We start from the raw sequence: 16,435 nt of genomic DNA, 5'->3' as shown, positions 1-16,435 counted from the left end.
TTCATAAAAAATGGCAGTTTTATTACATTATCCTTCCATCAACATACTACAATAGTGTATACACTCCATTTGTCATTCCCTTAACTTGTACACACCCACAATTGGAATTCCTACGCACATGAAAGTGGCCCCCCTTTACCAATACCGTTACGGGGGTTATCAACACCGTTGGGCTTTTTGTATCAGACAAATGTCAAGAGAGCGTGGGATGATCAAAGGTAGCGTTAGTTGACCAATCGCATTTGTAGCATTATCTCCCTTAACAAAAAATAACTACACCTGTCGTGTATAACCTCAATAAAAGAGCACATAATGAAAAATGTAAGTTTGGGAAAAATGTTAGGTACAGGCTTTACACTCATTATCATCATTGGTTTTTTAGTCGCCACACTAGGTCGTATTCAGTTAGACCGACTTGGAGGAAATATTCAGGTTTTATCGCAAGTGCGAATAACCAATCTTTTGTTAATGCAGGAAATGAAAGATAGCGTTAACATTATCGCCCGCTCTATGAGAAATATTGCGTTTCTCAGCGATCCACAACAAATGAAAGCCGAGAATGATCGCATTCAGAAAGCCTTCGCACATAATAGTGACTTACTCATACAATTAGGTAAGAGTACCGTGGATAACGAGGCGAAAACGTATCTCGCTATGCTTGAACAAGCGCAGCCTGCGTATACGAATAGCGTGAAAAAATCCGTCGAACTGGTCATGTCCAACCAAGACGACGCCTTTCGTAATTTACTGCTGACAGAAGTGCGTACCACACAAACCAGCATATTCGATATACTGGACAAAATGATTGAGAGACAGAAGCAACTCACAGTCACCATGGCCGAAAAGTCCGAGCAAGAAGCGATAAATGCGGGTTCCTTGATGCTAATTTTAGCACTCTGTTCTTCCTTGCTTGGGGGCGTGATAGCCTGGTGGATCACCCGGAAAATCAAACGTCAGTTGGGCGGTGAACCGGCTTATACGCTGGAGATTACCCGTCAGGTCGCGCAGGGGAATCTTGCCATTTCCATTGAACGACGTACCGGAGACACCACTAGCATCCTGGCTGCAATGGAAGAAATGCGCCAAAGCCTGAGCAACATTGTCGGGCAAGTCCATCAAAGCAGCGAGTCTATCGCCACCGGCGCCAGCCAGATTGCCATCGGCAATACCGACCTAAGCCAGCGCACGGAAGAACAGGCCGCGAACCTACAGGAAACTGCTGCCTCTATGGAAGAAATGAACATCACCGTGAAGCAGAATGCTGACACCGTAAGAACAGCGACTCAACTCGCTAACGCCGCCAGCACCTCTGCGCGCAAAGGCGGTGATGTCGTTAGTAATGTTGTGCGGACAATGGAAGAGATCACGACGAGTTCGCGTAAAATTGGCGATATTATTGGTGTGATTGACGGCATTGCCTTCCAGACCAACATTCTGGCACTCAACGCCGCCGTCGAAGCAGCCCGCGCAGGAGAGCAGGGGCGTGGGTTCGCCGTGGTTGCCGGAGAAGTGCGCTCGCTCGCTCAGCGTTCTGCCTCGGCGGCACGCGAGATCAAAGATCTGATTGGCATCAGCGTAGAGAAAGTGCAAGCCGGTGGGCTGCTCGTCAACGAAGCTGGGATAACTATAGGAGAAATTGTGGAGCAGTCTCAGCGTGTTGCTGATCTTATCAATGAGATAGGCTTGACCACCCACGAGCAGGAGCAGGGCGTTTCTCAGGTGAATGATGCGGTCAATCAGCTCGATCAGGTCACTCAGCAAAATGCGGCGCTGGTTGAAGAGTCAGCATCTGCCGCAGAGAGTTTAAGCCAGCAGGCCAGAAATTTGGTTGAATTAATGGGTGTGTTCAAAATCGACGGTATCCAGCCACAGCAAGTCAACACCCCTGTCGCTACACAGCAAAAGCCACAATTGGCGTTAGCGGGCAATTCAACGAAGCAAAACTGGGAAACCTTTTAACTTCTCAGTCTGGTAATACGGCCTCATAAAGAAAAACCGCTGAAATATCAGCGGTTTTCACATTAACAGGCAGGCAGTTATTGGCGCTTACAGCGCGCGACGCAGGCGTGCTACTGCTTCATGCATTTGCTCATCCGTTGCCGTCGCGAAGGACAGACGCAGCGTTGAGTAATCAAGACTATCTGGGAAGAAGAACTCGCCCGGTACGAAGACAACGCCCTGCTCCAGCGTCTTCTTCAGCCATTCCGTCGTGTTGAAATCGTCCTGACGGAATTTCGCCCACAGGAACATCCCGCCTTTCGGCTGGTTGAAGGTGATCACATCCCCCAGTTCCTTCTCGACCAGTTGCGCCAGCAGCTCGCCTTTGTGCTTATAAGCGTGACGAATTTTTTCGATCTGCGAATCCAGACGACCTAGCCCCAAATAGCATTCCGCGACGGTCTGCGACAGCGCGCTGGCGTGCAGGTCGGCGGCCTGTTTGATAATCGCCACTTTGTGCAACAGCCAGTCCGGCAGAATCGCCCAGCCAAGACGCAGCCCCGGTGCCAGCACTTTCGAGAACGTCGAGGTATACAGCACGTATTCCGTGCTACCCAGCTTCTCCTGCGCCAGTTGGAACAGCGTAGGGTTACGCTCTTCGGTGAAGCGCAACTCGCCATAGGGATCGTCTTCAATAATGACAAAACCGTAGCGTTCTGCCAGTTGAATCAATTGCAGACGACGTTCATAGCTCAGCGTCACGCCGCTCGGGTTACCGAAGTTCGGAACGATATAAACGCCTTTAATGCGCTGTTTCGTCAGCAGTTCTTCCAGCTCGTCGACGACCATGCCGTTAGCATCAGATGACACAGACATCACCTGCGCCTGCGCCAGCTCCAGCGTTTGCAGCGCTGCCAGATAAGTCGGGCGTTCAACGACGAACACATCACCCGGATCGACCATCGAGCGCATAATCAGGTCCAGCGCCTGCTGCGAACCTGCCGTCACCACAATATCGTCGCCGCGCGTTTTTACACCGCGCACAGCGCACAGTTCGGCAATGCGATCGCGCAGCACGCTGCTGCCTTCGGTTAAGCCATACTGGAATGCCGTTTTCGGCTGTTCGGTAATTGCTAACTGTGTAGCCTGGTTTAACCCTTCAAAATCAAACAAGGCATCTGACGGAATCCCGCCAGCCAGCGAAATAATGTTTTCCATCTTGCTGTGTTTCAGCAGTTCACGGATGGCGGAACTTTTTAACTGAGCGATGCGGTGCGCTAACAACCCTTCAATGGCCATTTCTTCTTAACCCTTCTACGAAACAGGCCGGTAAACCGGCCCGGTAGCGATTCCCCTGTCACTCTTCAGGCTGCATGCCCGTTGGCTTTCCGCAACCTGAATGATTTAGGGTAGATCTGCTCTAAAAATTATCCGCCCAGATAGGCCGAACGTACCGCTTCATTAGCTAACAATGCCGCACCGGTATCTTCCAACACGACATGGCCGTTTTCAAGCACATAACCTCGGTCAGCCAGTTTCAGCGCCTGATTGGCATTCTGCTCCACCAGGAAGATGGTCATACCCTCTTCACGCAGTTGCTGGATGGTATCGAAAATTTGCAGGATGATAATCGGTGCCAGCCCCAGCGACGGCTCGTCCAGCAGCAGTAGACGCGGCTGACTCATCAGCGCACGGCCAATCGCCAGCATCTGCTGCTCACCACCAGACATGGTGCCGGAACGCTGAGCGCGGCGCTCATACAGGCGCGGGAACAGATCGTAGACGCGCGCAATGCGTTCCTGATACTGCTCGCGATCGGCAAAGAACCCTCCCATCGCCAGATTTTCTTCTACCGTCATGCGGGAAAAGACGCGGCGGCCTTCCGGTACAATCGCGATCGCTTCACGCATAATCTGCGCGGTCTGCCAGTTCGTGATGTCCTTACCGTCAAACGTGATGGTGCCTTCCGTCGCGCGCGGATCGCCGCACAGCGTGCCCAGCAACGTGGTTTTACCGGCGCCGTTCGCGCCGATCAGCGTAACAATCTCGCCCTGATTAATATGCAGGCTAACCTGGTGCAGCGCCTGAATTTTTCCGTAATGGGCGGAAACCTGATGTAATGACAGCATAAACGTTATCCTTCACCCAGATAGGCACGAATGACATCCGGGTTGTTACGAATTTCAGCTGGAGTACCCTGTGCCAGCGGCGTGCCCTGATTGACAACATAAATCCGGTCGGAAATCCCCATGACCAGCTTCATATCGTGTTCAATCAACAGCACCGATACCTGATGGCTATCGCGCAGTTCCGCAATCAGCTGATTTAACTCGTCAGTTTCTTTCGGGTTCAGACCGGCCGCAGGCTCGTCCAGCATCAGCAATTCAGGCCGCGTCACCATACAGCGGGCAATTTCCAGACGGCGCTGCTGGCCATAAGCCAGATTCCCCGCCTGACGGTTCGCTAAATCCAGCAGACCGATGCGCTCCAGCCACACCGCGGCGCGCGCCTGCGCATCGGCTTCCGCACGACGAAAGCCCGGCGTTTTCAACAGCCCGGCAAACACGCCGCTTTTCAGGTGCTGATGCTGCGCCACCAGCAGGTTCTCCACCACCGTCATTTCACGGAACAGGCGAACGTGCTGGAACGTACGTACCACGCCCATACGGGCAATCGCCTGTCCCGGTAGCCCTTCCAGATGACGATCGCGCAGCATGATGGTGCCGCCGCTCGGGCGATAAAAACCGGTCAGGCAGTTAAAGACCGTGGTTTTCCCCGCCCCGTTCGGGCCGATCAGCGAGACAATTTCGCCAGCATGAATATCCATTTCAACGTTGTTGACCGCCAGCAGGCCGCCAAAACGCATCATCAGACCTCTGACTGATAATAGTGGCTGCGTGCTCATGCTTGCTCTTCCTTCTTCGCGACTTTCAACTTCATCTCAGGACGCTTCATCGGCAGCAGGCCTTGCGGACGCCAAATCATCATCAGAACCATCAACGCACCCAGCAGCAGCATGCTGTATTCATTCAGATCGCGCATCAGCTCGCGGGATACGACCAGCAAGATTGCCGCAAGAATGACCGCAAACTGCGAGCCCATTCCGCCCAACACGACGATGGCCAGCACAAAAGCAGATTCAGCGAACGTGAACGATTCCGGGCTGACGAAGCCCTGACGTGCGGCAAACAGCGTACCGGCAAACCCTGCGAACGCGGCGCTGATGGTGAAAGCGGTCAGCTTGATGCGCGTTGGGCTCAGACCCAGAGAACGACAGGCGATCTCATCGTCACGCAGCGCTTCCCACGCACGCCCCAACGGCATCCGCAGCAGGCGGTTAATCACAAACAGGGTCAACACAACCAACAGCAGCGCGACCAGATACAGGAAGATAATACGGTCGCTCGGATCGTATTGCAGACCGAAGAAATTGTGGAACGTATCCCAACCGCCATCGCGCGCGCTGCGGCTGAATTCCAGACCAAAGAACGTCGGTTTAGGGATCTGGCTGATGCCGTTCGGGCCACCGGTAATTTCGGTATTATTCAGCAACAGGATACGGACAATCTCGCCGAACCCAAGCGTCACAATCGCCAGATAGTCGCCGCGCAAACGCAACACCGGGAAACCGAGCAGGAAGCCAGACAGCGCCGCCGCCATACCCGCCAGCGGCAGACTTTCCCAGAAGCCCAATCCGTAATAGTGGTTCAGCAACGCATAGGTATACGCGCCAATGGCGTAAAACCCGCCGTAGCCCAATACCAGCAGGCCGGACAGGCCAACCACCACGTTCAAACCCAGACCCAGCATCACGTAAATCAGCGTGAGGGTGGCGATATCCACCGTACCGCGCGACACCAGAAACGGCCAGGCGATCGCCGCAATAATCAAGGCCGCAGCCAATACTTTCTGCCGCGGCGTACTGCCATCAAAGCTCGGCAGCACCAGCGACGGCGCAGAAAATTTCTTGATGCTTTGCTGGAAGAACGGGCGAATCAGTTGGAAGAAGAACACCACGATGCAGCCTGCGCCAATCCAGTACCAGCGCACTTCATCGGCACCGCGCACCACCAGTTTGGTGCCATCCAGCGCCAACTGCATGCCCATTAAGAACGAGGCCAGCACCAGCAACATGAACGCGGAAACCAGCGCGTTAAATAGGTTGAGCTGTTTCATACTTTCTCAACCTCCGGGCGACCCAGAATGCCGGTCGGCATCACCAGCAGCACCACAATCAGCAGCGCAAATGACACCGCATCTTTGTATTCCGTGCTCAAGTACGCGGACGTCAGCGCTTCGGCTACGCCCAGAATCAGCCCACCAATCATCGCGCCAGGAATACTGCCGATTCCACCCAGTACCGCAGCGGTAAAGGCTTTCATCCCAGCCATAAAGCCAATATAGGGATTGATGACGCCGTAAAACTGCCCCAACAGCACGCCAGCAACGGCAGCCATGAGCGCGCCGATGACGAAGGTCAGGGAAATGACGCGATCGGTGCTGATACCCAGCAGGCTCGCCATTTTTAGGTCTTCCGCGCAAGCGCGGCAGGCGCGTCCCATACGGGAATAGCGAATGAACAACGTCAGCGCCAACATGGCGAGGAACGTAACAATCCAGATGATCAGCTGCATGGAGCTAATGGTTGCGGCAAAGCCATTGCTTTCGCCCAACACCCACTGGCCGGTCACCAGACTCGGCAGCGCCACATCACGTGAGCCCTGATTCAGGCTGACGTAGTTTTGCAGGAAGATGGACATCCCGATGGCGGAAATCAGCGCGATCAGGCGCTTTGACGTTCGAACCGGCCGGTAGGCCACCCGTTCGATACTCCAGCCGTAAGCGCTGGAAATGACCACGGCGGCAATGAAAGCGGCGCCAATCAGCAGCCAGCCAGCATCAATGCCCATCATCATCAGGGCCGCAATCACAATAAAGGAGACATAGCTACCGATCATGTACACTTCGCCGTGTGCGAAGTTAATCATGCCGATAATGCCGTAAACCATGGTGTAGCCAATGGCGATCAGCGCATAGGTGCTGCCCAACGTCAGGCCGTTGAACATCTGCTGAAAAAAGTAAAGGAACTGCTCGGACATACCTTAACCTTAAATGCTGCCCCCGCGCCTTGCGGCAACGGGGGCTCGGTATTGAGGGATTAGTAGTGGTACACACGCAGAGGGCGGAGAATGCTCCTCACACCGCAGAGGCAGACAACGGTAAATTCATCCGCTATCCGCCTACGGCATGGTGATTATTTCACTGCGCTGGACGTACCGTCTTTGTGCCACTCAAATACGCCAAATTCAAACCCTTTCAGGTCGCCTTTTGCATCCCAGCTTAATGGTCCCATTACGGTATCCACGGATTTCGCTTTCAGATCCGCAACCAGTTTTTCCGGCTCATCGCTACCCGTACGCGTCATCGCGGTGGTCAGCGATTGCAGCGCGGCATAGGTCGTCCAGACGAACGGGCCAGTCGGGTCCAGTTTCTTGGCTTTCAGCGCATCCACAATCGGTTGGTTAGCAGGCACCTGATCGTAACGCTTCGGCAGCGTGACCAACATGCCTTCAGACGCATCGCCCGCGATGTTGGACAGCGAAGAGTTACCCACGCCTTCCGGCCCCATGAACTTGGTTGTCATGCCAGCCTGACGCGATTGGCGCAGAATCTGCCCCATTTCCGGGTAATAGCCGCCGAAATAGACGAAATCGACGTTCTCTTTCTTCAGACGAGCAACCAGCGTAGAGAAATCTTTGTCACCCGCCGTCACACCTTCAAACAGTACGACATTCGCACCGGCTTTTTTCAGGCTATCCTGAACAGAGCGAGCCAAACCTTCGCCATATTGCTGCTTGTCATGCACGACAGCGATGCGCTGAGGTTTGATGGTTTCGACGATGTACTTGGCCGCGGTTGGCCCCTGATCGGAATCCAGCCCCGTCGTACGCAGCACCATTTTGTAACCACGCGTGGTCAGGTCGGCGTTGGTTGCCGCAGGCGTAATCATGATCACGCCTTCTTCTTCATAAATATCAGACGCGGGCTGCGTAGAGGAGGAACACAGATGGCCAATCACATAACGGATACCGTCATTGATGACCTTGTTCGCTACGGCAACCGCCTGCTTAGGGTCGCACGCGTCATCATATTCAACGCCAACCAGTTTGTTACCGTTTATGCCGCCTTTTGCGTTGATATCAGCAATCGCCTGACGCGCGCCAATAAATTCCATGTCGCCATACTGAGCAACCGGGCCAGACATCGCGCCAACAACCGCAACCTTAATATCGGCAGCATTGACCGCGTGACTCAACGCCGCAGCCATACAACCCATCAGCAATACTTTACCTTTACTGAATTTCATTCTTTTTACCCCATCTGTCATTATGGATATTGCCGAAAACCTGACTGCCTTCTGCCATAACCCGCTATTTTCTTATAAGTAAGAAAGGCTTAGGTTATTATTAGTAATGATTTCTAATAAGGCTTTATTTTTCATATTATTAAACAGGAATATTATGCTGCAAATCAACTCACATTGTCAGAAACAAGCGGAGCAAACAGCACAAAACACCAGATGCAAAATCCAGCATTTAATTTATATATAGTCAGATATTCTACTTTATGCATTAATTGTTGATGGATTACTCGAAAAACAAAGAACAAGAAAAACATTTGCCCTATTAACCATAACGATCAAATTACACAACTGATCTACTACAAAACAACTACATTATTCTTCACTCATATGATGGAGTGCCGATAAAAATGAAACTCACCGTTGAATGCCTTACCCAATTCAGCCCCCAGGACAAAATTGATCTGGCAAAAATCTGGCCGCATCAAAATATTGATTTATTAGAAGCAGGGCTAAAACCGACTCGACGACTCTTTGCCGCCCGTTTTAACGATCGGTTACTTGGAGGTATGCTGGTCGAAATTGCAGGGGACTATGCGGAGCTGAGCGATCTGATGGTGCGTGAAGTCACAAGGCGGCGGGGCGTAGGACAACTTCTGATTGATGAAGCACGCCGTCAATTGCCTGAAGTGAACGAATGGTGGCTGGCCACGGCGAATCATGCCGCGATCAAAGAGGAAGTTCTGGCCCGGTTTATGGTGTCCTGCGGCTTCTCACCGGTATCCGGCGGCTGGCGCTATATTCGCCGAAAAGAAACGCCGCTGATTCTTGATGAAATCAACTCAGAGAAGCCATAACCCAAACCCGACAGCCTGGCATCAGACAAAAACAAAACGACCGGGCATTACCCGGTCGCTACAGAAAGAAACAATGATGAAAGCAATTAGGCTTCTATCGCCGCTCGCAGTTTCTTCATCGCATTCTTTTCTAACTGACGCACGCGCTCGGCGGAAACGCCGTATTGATCGGCCAAGTCCTGCAAAGTGGATTTGTTGTCATCGTCCAACCAACGAGCACGGATAATATGCTGGCTGCGCTCATCCAGCCCTTCCAGCGCGTAGGTGAGCTTATCCGCCGCATGCGTTTCCCAGTTATCTTCTTCAATGCCATCGGCAAAATCAGACGATTTATCCTGTAGGTAAAGCATCGGCGACATCGCCTTGCCGTCATGCGAATCCTCTTCCGGCGTGGGATCGAATGTCATATCCTGCGCCGCCATGCGGGATTCCATCTCACGCACGTCTTTGCTGGTCACGCCAAGTTCACGTGCCACCAGTTCGACTTCATCCTGATTAAACCAACCGAGGCGCGTTTTCGTCTTGCGCAGGTTAAAGAACAGCTTACGCTGCGCTTTAGTGGTTGCGACTTTCACGATACGCCAGTTACGCAGCACATATTCGTGAATTTCTGCTTTGATCCAGTGCACGGCGAAAGAGACCAGACGCACGCCCACTTCAGGGTTAAAGCGACGTACCGCCTTCATCAGGCCGATGTTCCCTTCCTGAATCAGATCCGCCTGCGGCAGGCCGTAGCCGGAATAGTTACGGGCAACGTGAATAACAAAACGCAGGTGTGACAGAATCAGGTGCTTAGCCGCATCCAGATCGCCCTGATAATGCAGCCGTTCAGCCAGCGCCCGCTCTTCCTCCGCCGTCAGCATCGGATAGGCATTGGCGGCACGAATATACCCTTCCAGACTGCCCTGGGGAACTAAGGTGAAAGTTTGCATATCTTTGGTCATTCAACCCTCTCAGTTGCTCTACTCGTCATATTGCAGTCGACTATTTGCAGTCGACTATCTTAGCACTGCTTCGCCGCATCGTTTTGCGCGAAAATGGCAAAACACGGCACCTTAAAGATGAATTTTATTAAAAACCCCGAAAACGGGTTACTCAAATCCTAAACACTGTCTATTCAGACTGTGATTTCGCTCGCAAGTTCCTATCATTTTATTCACCCCATGCCAGAGATCAAGCAGGGGAAAAACGAGCCGATAACGCACCAAAAACCAAGGGGAAAACACAGCGGGAAGCGCAAAGAAGAGATGTCGCTGAGGAGATTTCCCCTGCAATACGGTCTGAATTACAGGGGATGATTATACCAGAAAACGCTTACTGTGGTGTAAAACGGCGTAAATGTTGTACGGTGGCCAGCCAGGCGGCCAACCAGCCAATCATGCCGGCAATGAGCAGCAGCAACAGGGATTCATCCCAGCTCAGCCCTTTGACAGCAAACGTCGTACCAAAGACGGAAGCGACCTGTGCGACTACCACATCCAGTTTCCAGACCAGCGCCTGCGATAGAATCAGCGATAGCACCGCGCCACCCACGCCCATTGCCGCGCCGCCATTCAGGAACGGACGCAGAATAAAACCGTCCGTCGCGCCAATCAGCTTCATCACGTTGATGGTTTCCCGACGGCTGAAAATACTCAGACGCACGCTATTGCCGATCACCAAAAAGACGGCCACGACCATCAAAATACCAATCGTCGCGGAAATCTGCCCGACCAGATTGGTCAGCGCCACCAGCCGGGCAAACCAGCTGTCGTCCATCCGAACTTCATCCACCCCCTGCGTCGCCGCCACGCGATCGCGCAGCGTTGTCAGCGTGGTGGAATCCTGAAAGCTCAATTTCGGCGTGATAATCGCCACTGCCGGCAGCGGATTCTCTTCCAGCATATCCAGCGCACCGCCAAAACCAGACCAGTTGCGGAACTCGCCCATCGCTTCATTGCGCGACAGGTAATTCACTTTATCAACGCCCTCTTCCGATTGAAGCTGCGTGATAACCGCCTGCGCCGCGTTGTCATCCAGCGATTTATCCAGATACACCGTCAACTGCGGTGAGGGATACCACTGCGAGGCAGCCTGGCTGACGTTTTTCCACACCAGATAACAGATGCTGGGCAATGCCAGCGAAATAGCGATAACCATGACGGTCAGGAACGTCGCCAGCGGCTGGCGCAGCATATCAGCCAGCGTATTCGTCCAGGCATAGCGCCACTGTTCCTGCCAGCCGCCACGCAGCGCTTTGGCTTTTGCGACAGGCTTTTTCGCATTACGGACGTTATTCGCCATCGTGGTTTCCCCCCACCATGCGGCCATCCGACAGCGTCAGCACACGGTAATTGCGGCGGGCGATCAGCCCGGTATCATGCGTCGCCATCAGGACGGTGACGCCAACGCGATTGAACTCTTCAAACAGGCGCAAAATGCCTTCGGACAGCGCATCGTCCAGGTTGCCGGTCGGTTCATCCGCCAGTAACACGGCGGGTTTGTTCACCACCGCGCGCGCTATACCCACGCGCTGCTGCTCACCGCCCGACAGCTGGATAGGATAGTTTTTCGCTTTATCCAACAGACCCACCTTGTCCAGTGCGGCGGAGACCCGACGACGGATATCCTCACTGCTGGCGCCCGCGATGATAAGCGGCATCGCGACGTTGTCATAAACCGTACGTTCCATCAGCAGATGGTGATCCTGAAAGATCATGCCGATCTGACGCCGCAAGAACGGGACTTCACGTTTTTTCAGGCGGCTAATGTTATGACCGCCAAACAAAATCTGACCCGCGCTGGGACGTTCAATGCCACAAATCAGTTTCAGCAGGGTACTTTTCCCTGCGCCGGAATGGCCGGTCAGGAACGCCATTTCCGCAGGGCGCAGATGGAAATCCACCCCTTGCAATGCCTGACGCCCACCGAGGTAAGCTTTACTGACCTGTTCAAAACGAATCATCCGTTTTAATCCTCTCGGGCAAAAAGTGCCTCAATAAAATCATCGGCCTTGAAGGGCCGTAAATCATCAATGCCTTCCCCAACCCCAATATAGCGGATAGGAATCGCAAACTGGTCGGCAATGGCGAAAATCACCCCGCCTTTCGCGGTACCGTCCAGCTTCGTCAGGGTAATCCCCGTCAGCCCAACGGCTTCATTAAACAATTTAGCCTGACTCACCGCGTTCTGACCGGTGCTCGCATCCAACGTCAGCATCACTTCATGCGGCGCGTCTTCGTCCAGCTTCTTCATCACACGCACAATCTTTTTCAGTTCTTCCATCAGGTGCGCTTTGTTCTGCAAGCGACCGGCGGTATCCGCAATCAGCACATCAACACCGCGCGCTTTCGCCGCCTGAATTGCATCGAAAATCACCGATGCCGAATCCGCACCGGTATGCTGCCCGACCACCGCCACGTTATTACGCTGTCCCCAGACCTGAAGCTGCTCGACCGCCGCCGCACGGAAGGTATCACCCGCCGCCAGCATCACGGATTTGCCCTGCGCCTGGAACTGGCGCGCCAGTTTCCCGATGGTGGTGGTTTTGCCCACGCCATTAACGCCAACCATCAGAATGACATAAGGTGTTTTGCCTTCGATATTCAGCGGGGCGTCCACCTTAGCAAGAATCTCCGCCATTTCGTCTTTCAGCTTAACAAAAAGCGTATCAGCATCTTTCAACTGGCGGCGACTGGCGTGCTCTGTCAGGCTGGTGATAATTTTACGGGTCGTTTCTACCCCAACATCCGCAACCAGCAATTGTTCTTCCAGTTCATCAAACAGATCGTCGTCGATTTTCTTACCACGAAACAATCCGATAAATCCTGAACCGAGGTTCTGGCGCGTTTTTACCAGACTGCGTTTCAGGCGCGCGAAGAAACCTTCTTTCGTCGGACGTTCTTGCTCTTGCGCAGCGACTGGAATTTCATCCGGCTGCTCATTTTCCTGTTCTTCTTGCGCCGCGACGTCAGGCTCTGCCTCGGCTACCGTCGTGCTTTCTGCGATCTCAGCCTGCACGATCGGATCGGTAATATCCCGATCGAGATCATCATGATCGGCCGGTTCACGCTCGGCGACCGATGGGGTCAGTTCTTCCGCTTCAACGTCTGTTTTTTCTTCAGCGACTTGTTCTTCAAGGAGTTGATCTTCAATGACAAGCTCTTCTGGCTGTGGTTGCTCTACAAGTTCTGGCGCGTGTTCAACGGTCTGCTGAACCAATGCTGCGGTATCCGGTTCCGCCGCCGACGGCTGTTCTTCAACAACAGCCTTCTCTTGAGCAATCGGCTTCTCTTGCGGCTGCTCTTGTTGTTTTTCTTCCTGTTTCCCTAATCCCAGCCAGGAAAAAAAACCGCGCTTCTTTTCTTTTGACATGTGCGATCGCGCTCCACGCTGCTCACCGCAGCGAATCAATCAATGAAAATCATATTTAAACAATAAGTTTAACACTTTCCTGCCGACAGCAACACGGAGGCAATGGCAGACAATGCGACTCGCTACCCGCAATCTTCGTAACGAAAGGCAATGTCCGTAACGAAGTGTGTCAAACACGGCACACTATCGAAAAGCCGCAGACAGCACAAAATTTTGGCTTAAGCGCTTTAACGTCTATCTTAACATTCCCTCTACACGTAACCGCCGCTAGAATAGCGCCAGAAATTTCCTGCCCGTATCCACACCATGATGATGCGGCACAACAATAACCCTGTGAGCTATGGCTAAAAAAAATGCATCGTCAGCCGCCGGACAAATCCGAATCATCGGTGGTCAATGGCGCGGCAGAAAACTTCCGGTTCCCGATAGCCCCGGTTTACGCCCCACCACCGATCGCGTGCGGGAAACGCTGTTTAACTGGCTGGCTCCCGTCATCCAACAGGCACGCTGTCTGGACTGCTTTGCTGGCAGCGGCGCACTGGGGCTGGAAGCGTTATCCCGTTATGCTGCCCACGCCACATTATTGGAGATGGAACGTGCAGTCGCCCAGCAATTAACGCAAAATCTGGCGCTGCTTCGGGCGGAAAACGCCGAGGTGGTCAATACTGATGCCCTGAGCTGGCTGGCGAAGCCGGGTACACCGTTTGACGTCGTGTTTCTCGATCCACCGTTTCGTAAAGAGCTGCTGAACAACACGCTTGCCCTGCTGGAACAACAGGGCTGGCTGGCACCAGAGGCGTGGATTTACGTGGAAACTGAAGCGGAAAATGCGCAACTGACCATCCCGGAGAATTGGCAACTGCACCGTGAAAAAATTGCGGGTCAGGTCGCCTACCGTTTGTACATCCGTCAATGAGCTTCGCAGCAACGTAAGGGTAAGAGATGATTTTGATTAACCTTGGCAGATTATTGATGCTGGGCGTGTGGGGATTTTTGTTGCTTAACCTGATTCAGCCGTTTCCCAAGCCATTGAATATCTTCATGACCGTGGCGATGGTGTTTATGATCCTGATGCATGGTTTCCAACTGCTGCTGTTAAAATCCAGCCAGCCGAAAGACAGCCCCGCGCTAAACCGCGCGCTTCAGGCTCGCATTTTCCTTTTTGGCGTGTTTGAACTGCTGGCGTGGCAGAAAAAACAGCCTAAGCCACCAAAACCGTAATCACGACCTTTGCAGGGGCACAAAGCGAATAAAGCGCGTGCCCTTTAGTTGCAACGATCCCTGTATACCGGTATCAAGCTGGTGATAATCCGCGTTCTCAAGGCGCAGCGTGATCGTCGCACCGCCGGCAATCGGCCTGAACGTGACCTCATAAAGCATGTCCTCTACAACCATACTCTGATGCTCACGCGCGCGCCGACGGCTACGGGGAAATTCGCGTTTGTGCTTCACCTCTGCGGCCACAGTGCGTAGCGGAGCGGCATCGTTCTGCGCTTCCCGCTCACGTTGACGTCGATACTGCCGCGCCGCCAGCACCAGAATCGCGCCAACGGCCAACGCCAACAGCCAGGGGAAGTCATTCATCAGGGTTTCTTGCCGGGAAGATAAGGAAACGCGGTCACGTTATCGCCTAAATCAGAGATGCGGGCGCTGCCTTTTTCCGTCACGGCATCAATGCGAATGATTGCCTGTAAAGGGATGAAACTGCGGCTAACGCCGGAAAATTCCGTTTTCAGTTTCTCGGTTGACGGGTCAACCAACACCGCAGACTGGCTATCAAACACGAAGTCGGCGATTTCAATAAAGCCGAACAGGCTACTCTGAACCAACTCACGCACGTAAAGCTGGTAATTTTTACCGTTATTTATAAATTGAATACGATAAAGCGCGGACTCATTACTCATTCAACACAATGCTCCCTTCAGAGACTTCACGGCGCCCATCTACAATAAAAACAGGCGATAACATACCATGAAGCTCACAGAAGTCGCATCCATCTCACGACGTGTTGTTTAACTTCCTCACAATCCCCTACACTGAATAAAGAACGGCTTATCTTTATCCTGACACAAACAAAAACACAAAAAGGACACGCTATGCTTTGGTCATTTATTGCTGTGCTTTTTTCTGGTTGGTTGTATGTGGACGCCAGCTACCGTGGTCCAACGTGGCAACGTTGGTTATTCAAACCGGTCACGATGCTACTGCTGCTGGCGCTGGCCTGGCAGACGCCGCTGCTTGGCGTGCCAGGCTATCTGATTGTGCTGGGATTGCTGGCAACGTTGGTTGCAGACACCTTGCTATTGCTGCCGACTCAGCGCCTGCTTTACGCGTTTGGCGCTTATTTCCTCTCCCATCTGCTGTACACCATTAGCTTTTTTACCGGACAAATCGCGCTCACATTCTTCTGGCCGCTGGCAGTAACGCTCGTCATTCTGGCCGCGATGCTGATCGCGATTATCTGGGGGCGGCTGGAAACACAGCGCTGGCCCGCCTGCGCATTCATCATCATGACCACGCTGATGGTCTGGGTTGCCGGTGAACGCTATTTTGCGCTGGGGACAAACGCGAATTTCTCCCTGCTGACGGGCACCGTACTGCTGTTTATCGCCCATGCAGCCTGGCTGATTCACCATTACCGTTTTCCGTTCCGCGCCCATCAAGCGATTGTGGCGGCGGGCTATTTTGGTGGCCATTTCCTGATTGTTCGCTCCCTCTATTTCTAGCGTTGACGGCGCTCACGAAAATCTGGCTAAGCGTTGAACAGCGGTGTAAAGTTCCTGATGAGAATCGCTATCACTAATAACCTATTCCAGTAGGCGTTATTGGTGCAGCAAGTTTGGACACGGACAGCGCGGAAAAACCGGAGCGTACACGTAGTACGTGAGGATTTATTCGCTTCGCTCACCCTACGGGCCACCCTGAA

General features: G+C 53.1%; 17 protein-coding genes. 5 read left to right on the top strand and 12 right to left on the bottom strand.

The genetic code is table 11. The annotated features are described in order from the left end of the window. Positions 1 to 312 precede the first annotated feature (312 nt). Positions 313 to 1,959: a methyl-accepting chemotaxis protein gene (locus LCF41_RS00530; protein WP_225086453.1), complete on the top strand. Its 1,647-nt coding sequence runs from the start codon at positions 313 to 315 to the stop codon at positions 1,957 to 1,959. 87 nt (positions 1,960 to 2,046) lie between these two features. Here LCF41_RS00530 and LCF41_RS00525 read toward each other — a convergent pair whose 3' ends face one another. The 6 genes from LCF41_RS00525 to LCF41_RS00500 form a co-directional block, all read right to left on the bottom strand. Beyond that, complete coding sequence (locus LCF41_RS00525; RefSeq protein ID WP_225086452.1) at positions 2,047 to 3,237, bottom strand: aminotransferase-like domain-containing protein; 1,191 nt, start codon at positions 3,235 to 3,237, stop codon at positions 2,047 to 2,049. Positions 3,238 to 3,365: 128 nt separating this feature from the next. Then, positions 3,366 to 4,067 (bottom strand): high-affinity branched-chain amino acid ABC transporter ATP-binding protein LivF, encoded by a 702-nt coding sequence (livF, locus tag LCF41_RS00520; RefSeq protein WP_012772851.1) that lies wholly within the window; start codon positions 4,065 to 4,067, stop codon positions 3,366 to 3,368. A gap of 5 nt (positions 4,068 to 4,072) precedes the next feature. Continuing rightward, positions 4,073 to 4,843: a high-affinity branched-chain amino acid ABC transporter ATP-binding protein LivG gene (gene livG, locus LCF41_RS00515; protein ID WP_225086451.1), complete on the bottom strand. Its 771-nt coding sequence runs from the start codon at positions 4,841 to 4,843 to the stop codon at positions 4,073 to 4,075. Beyond that, a complete protein-coding gene (locus tag LCF41_RS00510; protein ID WP_225086450.1) occupies positions 4,840 to 6,114 on the bottom strand; it encodes a high-affinity branched-chain amino acid ABC transporter permease LivM in 1,275 nt (424 codons plus the stop codon). The genes livG and LCF41_RS00510 overlap by 4 nt, the downstream gene beginning before the upstream one ends. Continuing rightward, positions 6,111 to 7,037, bottom strand: a complete 927-nt coding sequence (livH, locus tag LCF41_RS00505) for a high-affinity branched-chain amino acid ABC transporter permease LivH (RefSeq protein WP_012772848.1) — start codon at positions 7,035 to 7,037, stop codon at positions 6,111 to 6,113. Before livH ends, LCF41_RS00510 begins: the two co-directional genes overlap by 4 nt. Before the next feature lie 155 nt (positions 7,038 to 7,192). Then, positions 7,193 to 8,305, bottom strand: a complete 1,113-nt coding sequence (locus LCF41_RS00500) for a branched-chain amino acid ABC transporter substrate-binding protein (protein WP_225086449.1) — start codon at positions 8,303 to 8,305, stop codon at positions 7,193 to 7,195. 404 nt (positions 8,306 to 8,709) lie between these two features. Here LCF41_RS00500 and panM point away from each other — a divergent pair, with 404 nt between their 5' ends. Further along, positions 8,710 to 9,156 carry an aspartate 1-decarboxylase autocleavage activator PanM gene (gene panM / locus LCF41_RS00495; protein WP_225086448.1) on the top strand — a complete coding sequence of 149 codons (447 nt, stop codon included), beginning with the start codon at positions 8,710 to 8,712 and terminating at the stop codon, positions 9,154 to 9,156. An 86-nt stretch (positions 9,157 to 9,242) separates the two neighbouring features. Here the strand turns inward: panM and rpoH are convergent, their stop codons facing one another. From rpoH to ftsY, 4 genes are all read right to left on the bottom strand, one after another. Further along, a complete protein-coding gene (gene rpoH, locus LCF41_RS00490) occupies positions 9,243 to 10,100 on the bottom strand; it encodes an RNA polymerase sigma factor RpoH (RefSeq protein WP_225086447.1) in 858 nt (285 codons plus the stop codon). Between the two features lie 370 nt (positions 10,101 to 10,470). Further along, positions 10,471 to 11,439 (bottom strand): permease-like cell division protein FtsX, encoded by a 969-nt coding sequence (ftsX, locus tag LCF41_RS00485; protein WP_225086446.1) that lies wholly within the window; start codon positions 11,437 to 11,439, stop codon positions 10,471 to 10,473. Then, the gene (gene ftsE / locus LCF41_RS00480) at positions 11,429 to 12,100 is read right to left on the bottom strand and encodes a cell division ATP-binding protein FtsE (RefSeq protein ID WP_225086445.1); all 672 of its coding nucleotides are present in this window, start codon (positions 12,098 to 12,100) and stop codon (positions 11,429 to 11,431) included. Before ftsE ends, ftsX begins: the two co-directional genes overlap by 11 nt. Before the next feature lie 5 nt (positions 12,101 to 12,105). Continuing rightward, positions 12,106 to 13,509 carry a signal recognition particle-docking protein FtsY gene (gene ftsY / locus LCF41_RS00475; RefSeq protein ID WP_225086444.1) on the bottom strand — a complete coding sequence of 468 codons (1,404 nt, stop codon included), beginning with the start codon at positions 13,507 to 13,509 and terminating at the stop codon, positions 12,106 to 12,108. 340 nt (positions 13,510 to 13,849) lie between these two features. Between ftsY and rsmD the strand changes: the two genes are divergently transcribed. Both rsmD and LCF41_RS00465 read left to right on the top strand, forming a co-directional pair. Continuing rightward, positions 13,850 to 14,425: a 16S rRNA (guanine(966)-N(2))-methyltransferase gene (rsmD, locus tag LCF41_RS00470; RefSeq protein ID WP_225086443.1), complete on the top strand. Its 576-nt coding sequence runs from the start codon at positions 13,850 to 13,852 to the stop codon at positions 14,423 to 14,425. A gap of 29 nt (positions 14,426 to 14,454) precedes the next feature. Further along, complete coding sequence (locus tag LCF41_RS00465; RefSeq protein ID WP_161797826.1) at positions 14,455 to 14,730, top strand: DUF1145 family protein; 276 nt, start codon at positions 14,455 to 14,457, stop codon at positions 14,728 to 14,730. On the opposite strand, the gene LCF41_RS00460 is transcribed toward LCF41_RS00465, so the two are convergent. Next, on the bottom strand, positions 14,731 to 15,093 hold the full coding sequence (locus LCF41_RS00460; protein ID WP_225086442.1) for a DUF2500 domain-containing protein: 363 nt from the start codon (positions 15,091 to 15,093) through the stop codon (positions 14,731 to 14,733). Beyond that, positions 15,093 to 15,413: a DUF1820 family protein gene (locus LCF41_RS00455; RefSeq protein WP_225086441.1), complete on the bottom strand. Its 321-nt coding sequence runs from the start codon at positions 15,411 to 15,413 to the stop codon at positions 15,093 to 15,095. The genes LCF41_RS00460 and LCF41_RS00455 overlap by 1 nt, the downstream gene beginning before the upstream one ends. A 192-nt stretch (positions 15,414 to 15,605) precedes the next feature. On the opposite strand from LCF41_RS00455, the gene LCF41_RS00450 reads away from it, so the two are divergent. After that, complete coding sequence (locus LCF41_RS00450; protein ID WP_225086440.1) at positions 15,606 to 16,235, top strand: lysoplasmalogenase; 630 nt, start codon at positions 15,606 to 15,608, stop codon at positions 16,233 to 16,235. Positions 16,236 to 16,435 lie beyond the last annotated feature (200 nt).

Origin of the sequence: Pectobacterium colocasium (assembly GCF_020181655.1) — a bacterium.
Taxonomy (GTDB): domain Bacteria; phylum Pseudomonadota; class Gammaproteobacteria; order Enterobacterales; family Enterobacteriaceae; genus Pectobacterium; species Pectobacterium colocasium.
The sequence above is the reverse complement of the archived record's forward strand: the minus strand, read 5'-3'. Positions and strand labels throughout refer to the sequence as shown.

Bases quoted from the DNA above. Each gene is read 5' to 3' on its own strand.
- rpoH (WP_225086447.1), bottom strand. From the start codon at position 10,100: ATGACCAAAGATATGCAAACTTTCACCTTAGTTCCCCAGGGCAGTCTG.
- LCF41_RS00500 (WP_225086449.1), bottom strand. From the start codon at position 8,305: ATGAAATTCAGTAAAGGTAAAGTATTGCTGATGGGTTGTATGGCTGCG.
- LCF41_RS00455 (WP_225086441.1), bottom strand. From the start codon at position 15,413: ATGAGTAATGAGTCCGCGCTTTATCGTATTCAATTTATAAATAACGGT.
- ftsX (WP_225086446.1), bottom strand. From the start codon at position 11,439: ATGGCGAATAACGTCCGTAATGCGAAAAAGCCTGTCGCAAAAGCCAAA.
- LCF41_RS00450 (WP_225086440.1), top strand. From the start codon at position 15,606: ATGCTTTGGTCATTTATTGCTGTGCTTTTTTCTGGTTGGTTGTATGTG.
- ftsE (WP_225086445.1), bottom strand. From the start codon at position 12,100: ATGATTCGTTTTGAACAGGTCAGTAAAGCTTACCTCGGTGGGCGTCAG.
- rsmD (WP_225086443.1), top strand. From the start codon at position 13,850: ATGGCTAAAAAAAATGCATCGTCAGCCGCCGGACAAATCCGAATCATC.
- LCF41_RS00525 (WP_225086452.1), bottom strand. From the start codon at position 3,237: ATGGCCATTGAAGGGTTGTTAGCGCACCGCATCGCTCAGTTAAAAAGT.
- livH (WP_012772848.1), bottom strand. From the start codon at position 7,037: ATGTCCGAGCAGTTCCTTTACTTTTTTCAGCAGATGTTCAACGGCCTG.
- LCF41_RS00460 (WP_225086442.1), bottom strand. From the start codon at position 15,093: ATGAATGACTTCCCCTGGCTGTTGGCGTTGGCCGTTGGCGCGATTCTG.
- livF (WP_012772851.1), bottom strand. From the start codon at position 4,067: ATGCTGTCATTACATCAGGTTTCCGCCCATTACGGAAAAATTCAGGCG.
- panM (WP_225086448.1), top strand. From the start codon at position 8,710: ATGAAACTCACCGTTGAATGCCTTACCCAATTCAGCCCCCAGGACAAA.
- ftsY (WP_225086444.1), bottom strand. From the start codon at position 13,509: ATGTCAAAAGAAAAGAAGCGCGGTTTTTTTTCCTGGCTGGGATTAGGG.
- livG (WP_225086451.1), bottom strand. From the start codon at position 4,843: ATGAGCACGCAGCCACTATTATCAGTCAGAGGTCTGATGATGCGTTTT.
- LCF41_RS00530 (WP_225086453.1), top strand. From the start codon at position 313: ATGAAAAATGTAAGTTTGGGAAAAATGTTAGGTACAGGCTTTACACTC.
- LCF41_RS00510 (WP_225086450.1), bottom strand. From the start codon at position 6,114: ATGAAACAGCTCAACCTATTTAACGCGCTGGTTTCCGCGTTCATGTTG.